At 37.5% G+C, this 13282-nt stretch carries 6 protein-coding genes and 1 pseudogene; 3 read left to right on the forward strand and 4 right to left on the reverse strand.

Going from position 1 to position 13282, the window contains the following annotated elements; genetic code table 11:
• Positions 1-2 precede the first annotated feature (2 nt).
• Positions 3-125 (forward strand): annotated as a pseudogene (locus SIB75_RS01045) (photosystem I reaction center protein subunit XI); the annotation flags it as partial.
• A 195-nt stretch (positions 126-320) separates the two neighbouring features.
• On the opposite strand, the gene psaB reads toward SIB75_RS01045, so the two are convergent.
• Together psaB and psaA are read right to left on the reverse strand one after the other, a co-directional pair.
• Positions 321-2549: a photosystem I core protein PsaB gene (gene psaB, locus SIB75_RS01050; protein WP_413683604.1), complete on the reverse strand. Its 2229-nt coding sequence runs from the start codon at positions 2547-2549 to the stop codon at positions 321-323.
• Between the two features lie 21 nt (positions 2550-2570).
• Complete coding sequence (psaA, locus tag SIB75_RS01055; RefSeq protein ID WP_413683605.1) at positions 2571-4877, reverse strand: photosystem I core protein PsaA; 2307 nt, start codon at positions 4875-4877, stop codon at positions 2571-2573.
• Between the two features lie 596 nt (positions 4878-5473).
• Between psaA and cobJ the strand changes: the two genes are divergently transcribed.
• Both cobJ and lipA read left to right on the forward strand, forming a co-directional pair.
• Entirely contained in the window at positions 5474-7255 is a 1782-nt protein-coding gene (gene cobJ, locus SIB75_RS01060; RefSeq protein ID WP_413684755.1) for a precorrin-3B C(17)-methyltransferase, read from the forward strand.
• A gap of 137 nt (positions 7256-7392) precedes the next feature.
• Positions 7393-8262, forward strand: a complete 870-nt coding sequence (gene lipA / locus SIB75_RS01065; protein WP_413683606.1) for a lipoyl synthase — start codon at positions 7393-7395, stop codon at positions 8260-8262.
• Here the strand turns inward: lipA and SIB75_RS01070 are convergent.
• Positions 8250-8528: a YciI family protein gene (locus SIB75_RS01070; protein WP_413683607.1), complete on the reverse strand. Its 279-nt coding sequence runs from the start codon at positions 8526-8528 to the stop codon at positions 8250-8252. The genes lipA and SIB75_RS01070 overlap by 13 nt on opposite strands.
• Before the next feature lie 58 nt (positions 8529-8586).
• Entirely contained in the window at positions 8587-13179 is a 4593-nt protein-coding gene (gene gltB / locus SIB75_RS01075) for a glutamate synthase large subunit (protein ID WP_413683608.1), read from the reverse strand.
• Positions 13180-13282: the final 103 nt, after the last annotated feature.

The following is a 13282-nucleotide window of genomic DNA, read 5'->3' on the forward strand; positions in this document are numbered from 1 at the left end:
TTTTTACAAATGGTTTTTGGTTGGGAGGTACAGGAGGTGTTGTTTTTGCTTGGTTGTTAATTGGTACTTTGCATTTAGATACTGTTCTCCCTTTGATTAAGGAATATCATTTACTTGGAGCTTAAATTTTTTAGAAAATATTTTTAATTCTCTAAATTATTTATTTAAATTTACTGATTTTGAGTCAAAAGCTTGAATTTATATTTATTGATCTATTTTTATTTGAAATAACAATATCTAATTTCATCAATATTAGTTCCCAAAAAAAGAACACTGTTTATGAAGACAGTGTTCTTTGATTGGAAGCTTTTGTTATGGATTTATCCGAACTTACCAGAAGTAGATGCGATAACAAAGGCTCCAAAGGTTACAAAGTTTCCAACTGTGAAATGGGTTAAACCAACTAATCGTGCTTGGACAATTGATAATGCAACAGGCTTATCTCTCCAACCAACTAAATTAGCTATTGGAGTTCTTTGATGAGCCCAAACGAGAGTTTCAATAAGTTCTTGCCAATAACCTCTCCAAGAGATGAGGAACATAAATCCAGTAGCCCAAATGAGATGACCAAATAAGAACATCCAAGCCCATGGAGATAAAGCATTTACACCAAATGGGTTATATCCATTAATTAGCTGAGAGCTATTGAGCCATAGATAATCTCTAAACCAACCCATTAAATAGGTGCCAGATTCATTGAATTGAGCTGTATTGCCCATCCAAATTGCTAGATGTTTCCAATGCCAATAGAAGGTAATCCAAGCAATAGTATTTAAGGCCCAGAACATTGCTAGATAAGTAGCGTCCCAAGAAGAACTATCACAAGTACCACCACGGCCTGGACCATCGCAAGGGAAAGCAAATCCTAAATCCTTTTTATCTGGAATTAGTTTTGTTCCTCTAGCATCAAGAGCACCTTTGATAAGAATCAAAGCAGTTGTATGAAGTCCTAATGCAATTGCATGGTGAACCAAGAAATCGGCAGGTCCAATAGGTAAGAAATTGGTTAGTGCATCTGGTCTATTGATCATGTCCATCCAGTAGTGATTACCTGGCATGGAATTGGAAGCTATAGATGCAGAACTTGATGCATTTGCTAGCAACGCATTGAATCCATACATCATTTTTCCACTAGCAGCCTGTGCAAACTGGGCAAACACTGGTTCAATAAGAATTTGCTTTTCAGGAGTACCAAAGGCTACAACTACATCGTTGTGAACATAAATTCCAAGAGTATGGAAGCCTAGAAGCATTGTTACCCAACTTAAGTGGCTAATTAAGGCTTCTTTTGTACTAAGGATTCTTGCTAATACATTATCTTTATTCAGCTCTGGATCATAATCTCTGACAAAGAAAATTGCTCCGTGAGAGAACGCACCAACCATCAAGAACATTGCTATGTATTGATGATGGGTATATAGAGCTGACTGAGTTGTGTAATCTCTTGCGATAAATGCATATGAAGGAAGTGCACCCATATGCTGGGCGACCAAACTACAAGCTACACCTAAAGAAGCGAGTGCAAGTCCAAGTTGAAAATGGAGTGAATTGTTAACTGTCTCGAAAAGTCCATTGTGCTTTATGCCGAAATAACCTTTATGTGGATCTTTGGGGTGACTTGTATTATGTGCTTCAACAATTTCTTTAAGGCTATGGCCAATACCAAAGTTAGTCCTATACATATGGCCTGCAATTATAAATACAACTCCTATAGCCAAATGATGGTGAGCAATATCTGATAGCCAAAGTGATTCACTTTGAGGGTGAAGTCCACCTAAGAATGTAAATATAGCTGTACCAGCTCCTTGAGTAGTTCCAAAAACTGCATCTAGTGAATCAGGATTTTGAGCATAAGCTCCCCAATTTCCTGAGAAAAATGGAGTTAGACCTTCTGGATGAGGCATAACAGTTAACCAGTTATCCCAGCCAACATGTATTCCTCTTGATTCAGGTATGGCTACGTGAATCAAATGACCAGTCCAAGCAATACTGCTGAATCCAAAAAGAACAGCTAGGTGATGATTTAATTGAGATTCTGCATTTTTAAACCATGCTAATGATGGTCTGTATTTAGGCTGAAGATGAAGCCATCCAGCAAACAATAACCAGCAGACAAGAATGTTGATAAAGATTGCACCCTGGAAAAGCTGCTCATTAGTTCTCATACCAATTGTGTACCACCAGTGGTATAAGCCTGAGTAAGCAATATTGACTGGAGAAGTTGCTCCTGCCTGAGTCAGAGCATCAGTAAGACCTTGTCCAAAATGAGGATCCCAAATTGCATGAGCAATTGGACGAGTATGAGTTGGATCTAGAACCCATTGCTCAAAGTTTCCTTGCCAAGCTATGTGAAAAAGATTTCCTGCAACCCAAAGACCAATGATTGCTAAGTGACCAAAATGAGTAGAGAAGAGTTTTTGATATAACTGTTCCTCTGTCATACCGTCATGACTTTCGAAGTCATGAGCCGTAGCTATGCCGTACCAGATTCTTCTGGTTGTAGGGTCTTGAGCAAGACCCTGACTAAAAGATGGAAATTTAGTTGCCATTTTATAAAAGATCAGAGAGGGTCAGCCGAGACCGATTAAGCGAGCGTGGAAGAAGGCCCAAGTTGTAGCAATTCCTCCTAGAAGGAAATGAGCTGCCCCTACTGCACGACCTTGAGTAATAGATAGAGCTCTTGGTTGGATAGTTGGAGCCAACTTCAGTTTATTGTGAGCCCAAATAATTGACTCAAATAATTCTTGCCAGTAACCACGACCACTGAATAGGAACATCAGACTAAATGCCCACACGAAATGTGCTCCTAAGAACATCAAACCGTACATACTTATAGGCTGCCCATAACTTGTAAGGACCTGTGATGACTGAGCCCAGAGAAAATCTCTAAGCCATCCATTGATAGTGATGGAGCTTTGAGCAAAGTTTCCTCCGGTAAGACCCCATACATCACTTTGCATTTTCCATGAGAAGTGGAAAATAACTACTGATAAGCCGTTATACATCCAGAACAATCCAAGGAAAACATGATCCCAAGATGAAACTTGGCATGTACCTCCTCTTCCTGGTCCATCACATGGGAATCTAAATCCAAGATTTGCTTTGTCAGGAATTAGTCTGGAGCTCCTCGCGAATAAAACTCCCTTTAGAAGAATCAAAAGGGTTACGTGGATAGTAAAAGCATGAATATGGTGAATCATGAAATCAGCAGTTCCTAGAGGTATAGGAGCGATTCCAATCTTCCCACCTACTTGACTTACTGAACCATTAAAGACCTCGCTAACCAAGCCACTTTGAAGGTTTACGTTCGCACCAGCAAGAGTGGTAGAACCAGCTGCTGAATGATGAATATTTTGAATCCATTGAGCAAAAACAGGTTGAAGTTGGATTCCTGTATCACTGAACATATCTGCAGGTCTTCCTAACGCTCGCATAACGTCGTTATGAATATAAAGACCAAAGCTATGAAAACCTAAGAACATGCAAGCCCAATTAAGATGACTAATTAATGCATCTCTTGCTTTCAAAATTCTGTCTAAAACGTTATCAATATGAACAGCTGGGTCATAGTCTCTAATCATTGCAATAGCAGAATGAGCTGCTGCACCAACAATGAATAAACCTCCTATCCACATGTGGTGAGTAAATAGACCAAGGACTGTTGGGTAATCAATCGACAAGTAAGGATATGGGGGCATCGCATACATGTGATGAGAAATAATGATGCTCAAGGAGCCAATCATTGCAAGGTTTAAACCAAGCTGAGCATGCCAACTATTAGCTAAAAACTCATAAATGCCCTTATGACCATTTGGAGCAGGGAAAAGAATTGGATCTCCAGCATGATTATCTAATATTTCTTTGAGGCTATGGCCAATGCCAAACATTGTTCTATATAGATGTCCGCCAAATACAGCTAGAACTCCAAAAGCTAAATGATGATGAGAAATATCTGTCATCCATAAGCTACCAGTAACCGGATTTAGTCCACCTTTGAAAGTTAGAAAATCACTAAACGCCCACCAATTAGTCGTAAAGAAATTTTCAACTGTTCTTCCAGCGAGACCAGGGAATATTTGACTAGCAATAGCAGGATTGCAAAGCTCGTGTGGCAGAGGCATATCCGCAATTGAAGCAATAGGAATGCCATCAATAATCAGAGGCTTACCAGCATCAATTGCATCCATGATGGCTGCAGTTGGTGCACCAATGTGAATGCAATGTCCAGCCCAAGCAATTGAACCTAAACCAACAAGACCAGCAATGTGGTGATTGAGCATAGATTCAAGATTTCTGAACCAATCGAGCTTAGGAGCCGCTTTGTGATAGTGGTATATACCCCCGTGAAGCATAATGGCAGCCATTAGCAAAGCACCAATAGCTAGAGCCATTAACTCTGTTTCGTTAGTAATACCCCAGCCTCTCCACATCTGAAAGATTCCTGATGTGATCTGTATTCCGTGATAATTACCACCCAAATCAGCATTAAGCATTTCTTGACCAACTATTGGCCAAACAACCTGCGCTCCAGGCTTTACATGAGTTGGGTCGGCTAGCCAGCCTGAGTAATTGGAAAAGCGAGCTCCATGGAAAAAAGCAGCACTCATCCAAATAAAGATGACTGCTAAATGCCCAAAGTGAGCTGAAAAGACCTTTCTACTAGTCTCTTGTAGATCTCCTACATGGGTATCGAAATCATGCGCATCAGCATGAAGATTCCATATCCAAGTTGTAGTCTTGGGACCCTTGGCAAGGGTTTTAGACCAAAAACCAGGCTTATCAAGCTTGGAAAAATCTACAGGGATTGCATCAGTTTCGATAGGTTTATCGAGAACTGGTTCTTTTTTTTGTTCTCTTTCTGGGGGGCTTATGGTCATCGAGTGATTCCTTTAGGAATGTGATCGAGGTGGGGGGGTAATCTTTTCAGATTAGTTGTTAAATCTAAGAGGAAAAAACTAATAAAAAAAAGCTAGTTCCGCGGATAGATTTAGGAATTCAAGACCTACCTTGAAAGGTAATTGAATTTGTGGTTTTTAGTTATGTCACAATCATAAAACAGAGATTCAGTTACTACGGTCACGTGTAACAAATGTTCTACACTTTTATTTTTGTGTCAATTCGAAATTCAAAACTTTGCTTAACCTCAATTTTTTGAGAGGTGAAATAAAGAATCAATGAAATTTCAGATGGTAGTTTTGGTGATAGATATCTTAAATTAAGATTCATCCAAATAGCTATTTATCCTAGTTATCGTAATGTTTTTCGCTTATTAGGCTCTCTTTGAGTGCTTATTCATAGGCAAATATACTCTTATTGTTTTAGGTTTTGAAAATTGTTTTTTAATCATTAGCGAATCTTTTCGATGGGCATTTTATTGAAATGCATCAAAATAAAGCTGTTTCTTATTTCTGTTCTGGAAAAACCTTTAGTTAACACTCCAAAAAGAATTGCATTTGGATTTTCTTTGAGTTCTTTGCCTTTGCTCGAGAGATTAAAGGCATCTAATCATGTTGATCACATTTTCATGTCGGATAGATCAGATTTTTTATTCGAAGAACAAGCTTCAGGTTTGATTCAAGCAATGCCTAAAGCTTTTTTAAAAGAGCATTGGCAGAAAAACAATCAATTAATTTTTATAGGTTCAATCGGAGCAGTAGTTAGGCTCATTTCTCCTTTCGTCAGTTCCAAAGAAAATGATCCAGCGATACTGGTAATGGATTCAAAAGCTGAAAATATTATTCCTCTCTTGGGAGGCCATAAACAAGGGGGCGATAGATTTGCAAATGAATTATCAGCAGCTTTAGAAGCAGAATCGATTTTTACTTCAGATTCATATATTCAAAGAAAAATATCCTTGGATTGTTTTGGCAAAGGTTGGGGATGGGAAAGAGGAGGAGATAATGTTGATTGGCGAAATTTAATGATTAAACAAGCTAGAGAGAGAAAAAATGTTGTTTTTCAATCTAAAGGCTCAAAACTATGGCATAAGTTGAAAGCTTGCTCAAATTTTTCTTTTTTAGAGAAAGATGATCAGATATCTTCTGGAAATATCGATTTATATATAGGTCAAGAGAAAAACAGCATATGTTCATGGCATCCATCATCAATAATCATCGGAATTGGTTGCGAGAGAAATACTGATGAAAAATTGATTAAAAGAGCAATCAATGAGTCTTTTTCTGAAAAAGGTTTATCACTTCTTTCAATCGCTTGTATTGCAACGATTGATAAAAAAAATGATGAAATTGGATTATTGAATTTATCAAAAAAAAATGAATGGCCAATTTATTTTTTTAGTGCTCTTGAACTTTCAAAAGTAAAGGTCCCTACTCCTTCAAATGTAGTGTTAAAAGAAATGGGAACTCCCTCAGTAGCTGAGGCGGCAGCACTTTCCCAGGGAGCAGAAAGTGGAAGGTTAATACAAGAAAAAAAAATCCATTATGCCAAAGAGGATGAATTTGGGGCTGTAACTATTGCATTGGTAGAGCTTGATAAACCTTTTGCTCCCCATAAAGGTGAATTGCATTTAATTGGTAGTGGGCCTGGAAAATTAGAAATGCTTACTTCTGACTCACGTCAAGTTTTGGCTAGATGTGCTGCTTGGATTGGTTATGGCCCTTACTTAAATTATTTGGAAGCTATACGACGTCATGATCAGGTTCGGATCGATTCAGAATTAACTTTTGAAAAAGATCGTTGTCAAAATGCTCTTGATCTTGCGAAACAGGGAGTAAAGGTTGCTTTGATTTCTTCTGGAGACAGTGGAATTTATGGAATGGCAGGCTTGGCGCTTGAACTTTGGCTAAATGAAAGGGTTGATTCAAGACCTTTATTTCAAGTTCATCCAGGCATTAGTTCTTTTCAAATGGCTGCGGCAAAACTAGGAGCTCCTTTTATGCACGATTTTTGCTCCATCTCTTTAAGTGATCTTTTGACTCCTTGGAATCAAATTGAGAAGAGAATAAAAAGTGCAGCTATTGGTGACTTTGTTCTTGCAATATTCAACCCAAAATCAATAAAACGTTATTGGCAGCTGAAAAAGACGGTTGATTTATTACTTGAATTTCGCAAACCAAGCACACCTGTTGCCATCGCTCGACAGCTTGGGAGGCCAGAGGAAAGTATAGAACTACATACTCTCGAAACTTTGCCATTTGATCAGGTCGATATGCTCACGATTCTGGTTATTGGTAATAGTCAGAGTGTTATCAAAAACAATAAATTTTTAACTCCAAGAGGCTATTTATCTAATTAATTTTTCGTTGATTACTACGAACTAGAAAATCCAATGCTTAGTTTTAAGTTTATTTTTGCTCATCAACTGTAGAAGAAGTTAAAAAATCAAGTCAATCTCTGAATTCTTTCTAAAGTTAGTTTGTTATTAAAAGAATTTTGCTTAAACCAAACTGGTTAAGGGTTAAGGCCCCTCAGCAAGAAAGGATTGGCAACGTTGCTGATCTATTGGTTGATTTAAAACTCAATACAGTTTGCCAGGAAGCTAGTTGTCCAAATATTGGAGAATGTTTCGCAGGAGGTACAGCTACTTTCTTAATTATGGGACCAGCTTGTACGAGGAAATGTCCTTATTGCGATATCTCTTTTGATAATTCGAAAAGGCAATTAGACCCATCAGAACCTGATCGTTTAGGTGAAGCTGTTTCTAGGATGGGCTTAACTCATGTGGTCATAACTTCCGTCAATCGTGATGATTTAGAAGATGGCGGTGCAAGTCAATTTTTGAAATGTATTAAGGCTGTTCAAAGTAAATCTCCTTTTACTTCTATTGAAGTCTTAATTCCAGATCTTTGCGGAAATTGGGATGCTTTGAAAGTTATTTTGGATGCGGCCCCAAATGTTCTCAATCACAATATCGAGACGGTTCCAAGGCTCTATCCACGAGTTAGACCACAGGGAAAATATGAAAGGTCTTTGGAGTTATTAAAAAGAGTTCGTGAAGGATGGCCAAGAGTGTATACAAAATCTGGCTTAATGGCTGGATTAGGGGAAACAGATGAAGAGATTTTGAACGTTCTATCTGATCTTCATTTAAATAAAGTTGATATAGTAACTATTGGCCAATATTTATCACCAGGACCAAAACATTTACCTGTTAATAGATTTGTATCTCCTTCTCAATTTGATAGTTACCGTATTGAGGGAGAAAATAAATTAGGATTTTTACAGGTTATTAGTTCACCATTAACTAGAAGTAGTTATCATGCTGGAGAAGTTAAAAAATTAATGATGTCTCATCCAAGATGATTTGAAAACTTGGGTTGACTTCCATCAATTGATATCCATTCTTGAAGATCCCAAATAACTAACTCATGTTTAATCATGGGATCATTTCCTATGATTTTTTTTGCTGTCAAATAATCCTTCGCTTCAAAAATTAATAAACCGCCCCCGCCTGGCCTTTTTTCTTCATTTATTAAATATCCACTATGAATGTAATTGCCACATTTTCTAATATCTTCGACCCATTGTTTATGCATTAATAAGAATTTTTTTCTTTCACTATTAGACATTTCTAAGGTTTTATCTTTAAACTTCTCTGTCTTGATAAATAAGGGCATTCTAGTCTGTTTATATAATTGCTTTCTCCAGCGCTTCCTCAATACCTAATTTATTCTTTTCGCTTGGAGGAACTACTATTTTAAATAACTTTTTCCACGAAGACCAGTCTGCGAGAATCTTTTTGGCTAAAGGACTTTTAGTTTTCTGATGATATTCAATAATTAAGTCATTTAAGAATTGTTCTTGGTTAGTTGCAGTTAGATAATAGACGTCAACAATTTCCTTATTAATTCTTAAATCAAGTTCATTGTGTTGGTCAAGAATAAAAGATATGCCCCCAGTCATTCCTGCTCCTATGTTTCTTCCAGTTTTTCCAAGCACAACAACTACGCCTCCAGTCATATATTCGCAACAATGGTCTCCCGCTCCTTCAATAACAGCATGAGCTCCACTATTGCGAACACCAAAACGTTCCCCTGCTATTCCAAGGGCGAATAATTTTCCACCAGTTGCTCCATATAGACATGTGTTGCCAAGTATTACCTGAGTGTTAGATGAGTCATTAATAATTTCGGGAACAATAGTAATGGAACCTCCGTTAATGCCCTTTCCTACATAATCATTAGCTTCTCCTATTAAAGAAATATTCATTCCTTTTAAAATAAATGCACCAAAACTTTGCCCAGCTGAACCTTTAAACATCAAATTTACATTCCCATTAAAACCTTTATTTCCATATTTTTTAGCTATTTCTCCAGAGATTCGCGCACAAACACTTCTATCTGTATTTACAATTGGAATTTTTTTAGTGATACTTCCCTGAGTTTGAATTGCCTTAGAAACTTCTGCATCTCTGAGTAGGTCATTTTCAAGAACTTCTCCATTGCTATGAGCTTGAATTTCGTGGCTCAGCCATGATCTATCTCTTGAGTTATCTAGAGGTTTGAGCAAGCTAGACAGGTCAACTTCTTTTGTTTTTGTTAAGTCTAAATTTCTTGGAATTAATAGATCTGTTCTTCCAATAAGATCCTCAACTTTTGCTATTCCAACTTGACTCATTAATTGTCTGACTTCCTCCGCTACGAAGATGAAAAAGTTAACAACATGTTCAGGTAATCCAGGGAATCTTTTTCTTAATCCTTCTTGTTGAGTTGCTACACCGACTGGACATTTATTGGTATGGCAAATCCTCGCCATGATGCAACCTTCTGCAATCATTGCGACTGTTCCAAAACCATATTCTTCTGCTCCAAGTAAAGCTGCAATCAGTACATCCCAGCCTGTTTTTAGGCCTCCATCTGCTCTTAATAAAACCCTTTCGCGAAGACCATTTTCTAATAAAGATCGATGAACTTCAGTTAATCCAAGTTCCCATGGCAAACCAGCATGTTTAATTGAACTAAGTGGAGATGCACCCGTCCCTCCATCATGTCCTGAAATTTGTATTACATCAGCATTGGCTTTGGCTACTCCCCCTGCAATTGTGCCAATTCCTATCTCAGCAACTAATTTCACACTGACTTTTGCAGTTGGATTGATTTGATGCAGGTCATGAATAAGTTGGGCAAGATCCTCTATGGAATAGATGTCATGATGAGGAGGAGGAGAAATCAGAGCTACTCCTGGTTTGCTATTACGAAGCTTTGCTATATATTCATCAACCTTTGGCCCAGGTAATTGGCCTCCTTCTCCAGGCTTTGCACCTTGAGCTACTTTTATTTCTAATTGCTTTCCGCTAGTTAAATATTCAGGGGTTACACCAAATCGGCCAGACGCAATTTGTTTAATTGCAGAACATGCAGTATCTCCATTTAAAAGTCCTTTGAGATTAGGTAATGTTTTTGATTGATTATTTTCATCAACATCCTCTAGGACATTGAATCTCGCAGGATCTTCTCCTCCTTCACCACTATTACTTTTGCCTCCAATTCTATTCATTGCTATTGCAAGAACTTCATGCGCCTCTCTAGATAGGGCGCCTAGACTCATCCCACCGGTGCAAAATCTTTGACAAATACTCTCAACACTCTCGATTTGATCAAGTGGTAAAGGCTGAGTAGCAGTTTTAAATGAGAGGAGATCTCTGAGGGTGGTAGCGGGACGATTTTCTAGAAGTTGTTGATAAGTTTTGAAGTGGTCATAGCCAGGCCCAGCTTTCACTGCAGCATGAAGAATTTTTGACATTTCTGGATTATTTAAATGAAACTCTCCGCTATTTCGATATTGAACAAATCCATTAAAATCAAGTTTTTTTTGCTCTAGTTCTGGAAAAGCTTTTTTATGAAATGAAATTGTCTCGATTGATAATTCTCTCAGAGTTAGTCCTGCTATACGACTTGTTGTTCCCTTGAAAGCCAAATCAATTAAATCTGCACCGATACCTATAGCTTCAAAGATTTGTGCCCCGTGATAACTTGCTAGTACTGAGATCCCTATCTTAGAAAGTATTTTTCTTAACCCATCTTCCATTGCTTTCTTAACATTATCTTGAGCAATCTCTATAGATAAATTAGATAACTTTCCATCGGAAATAAGTTTTTGAGTTTTAGGTAATTGCCACCAATGGCGAGTGGTTTCCCATGTCAACCAAGGACAAATTGCACTTGCTCCAAATCCAATCAAACAGGCTATGTGATGCGTACTCCAGCATTGAGCTGTATCTATAATTATCGAGGTTTTTAGCCTTAGGCCCTTTCTAAGTAAGTGATGATGAACTGCACCAACAGCAAGAAGAGGAGGAATGTATGACTTTTCTCGATTAATATTTCTATCTGAGAGGATTAGTATTTCTTCACCACTAATTACACTGGATTCTGCTTCTTGACATAGATTTTTAAGACCTTTATCTAAGTTACCTTCATCATCATCATTAATAGTAATTAATGTGGATAATTCCTTGCATCTAAGCCCAGATTTTGTTATCGAAGTTAATTCTTTTTCATTGATAATTGGCGATTTAATATGAATTAGGCGTGCTGATTCTGCTTTTGGAGATAATGGTGCTTTTCTAACACCAAGATGCATTTCTAAGCTGGTAACAAGTTTTTCTCTAAGAGGGTCAATTGGGGGATTAGTAACTTGTGCAAATCTTTGTTTGAAGTAGTCATAAAGAATATGTGATTTATTAGAAAGTATGGCTAGTGGAATATCATCTCCCATGCAATAAGTTGGTTCTTTTGCATTTGCTGCCATGCTATTAATTATGTAATCAAAATCTTCTGAACTAAATCCAAATGCAATTTGTTTCTGTAGTAATTTTTGCTTGTCAAATTTATTATTTAATTCCCAATTTTGGTTGTTAAGGTTTATGCGATTTGCTTTTAACCAATCTAAGTAAGGATATCTATTCGCTGACTCTTCTTTGACATCCCAGTTTCGTAAAATCCTCTTTTTTTCTAAATCTACTGCCAGCATTTGACCAGGACCAAGTCGACCTTTTTCTTGGATTTGTTGCTCATCTAATTCAACAACCCCTGTTTCAGATCCCATAACAACATATCCATTTTTAGTTATGCAATAACGGGCTGGTCTAAGTCCATTCCTGTCTAGGGTTGCGCCTATATTTCTTCCATCAGTAAATACTATTAATGCTGGCCCATCCCATGGCTCCTGAGTTCCAGCTGCATATTCATAAAAAGCAGTTATTTCAGGTTTGTTTATTAATTCAGGTTGATCTCTAAAAGCTTCAGGTATAAGTGTTAATAAACTATCAGTTATGGGCCTTCCACTTCTAACTAATAATTCAAGGGTTAAATCAAGATTAGCTGAATCACTAAATAAATTATTAACAATTGGTTTTAGATCATTTGCATTGTTTTTCCATACTGAACTTATATCTGTCTCTGTTGCTTTTGCCCAATTTATATTTCCTAGTAAGGTATTTATTTCTCCGTTATGACCTAAAAGTCTCATAGGTTGAGCCAATGGCCATTTTGGTAAAGTATTTGTACTAAATCTTCTATGGTAAACCGCATATGAAACTTCGAATCTATCGTCCTGTAAATCATTATAAAAAGGAGCTAATATTTTAGATCTAACCATTCCTTTATAAACAATAGTTTTGCTACTTAAAGAGCAAATATAGAGACCTAATTCATCCTCCTTTAATTCTATATTTGCTCGATTAGAAATCTTTTGCCTCAATCTGAAAAGTAAAGCCTCAAGATTGATTTCTTTATCCTTAACATCAACTAGCCATTGTGTAATAAAGGGTTCATTTTCCCTTGCAAGTTTTCCCAAAACTTCTTCATGAACAGGAACATCTCTCCACCCTTTGGAGGTTATCCCTAACAACTCAGCTTCCTGCTCACATATATTCTTCGCTATTTCTCTATTCTTATAGTCCTTAGGCATGAAAATCATACCTATTCCTGATAAGTGGGGGTCGCATTGTTTAACCGTGCCCCAAACTTGCCTTAAATATGACCATGGAATTTCACATAAAATCCCAGCACCATCACCTGAGTCCCCATCTCCGCCGCATCCGCCCCTGTGCTCCATGCAACTGAGACCACGTAATGCCTGAGACAAGACCCAATGATTTCGGTTGCCTTCAACGCTCGCTATAAAGCCAACACCACAAGAATCTTTTTCCCCAGAGAAGGCATCTGGATTGGTGCTATCGCAGTAGGGCCAATTTGATCTTGAGGGTCGTTGATGCATGTTGTTAACTTACTATTTTTTCTTTCCTTGCAAAAGTGGTATTTATAAAAGCTTGAAATAGCTGATGAGAATAATTTGATAGATCCTAGAGTTACATCTTAAA

The sequence above is a fragment of the Prochlorococcus sp. MIT 1011 genome, assembly GCF_047305235.1.
GTDB lineage: Bacteria > Cyanobacteriota > Cyanobacteriia > PCC-6307 > Cyanobiaceae > Prochlorococcus_B.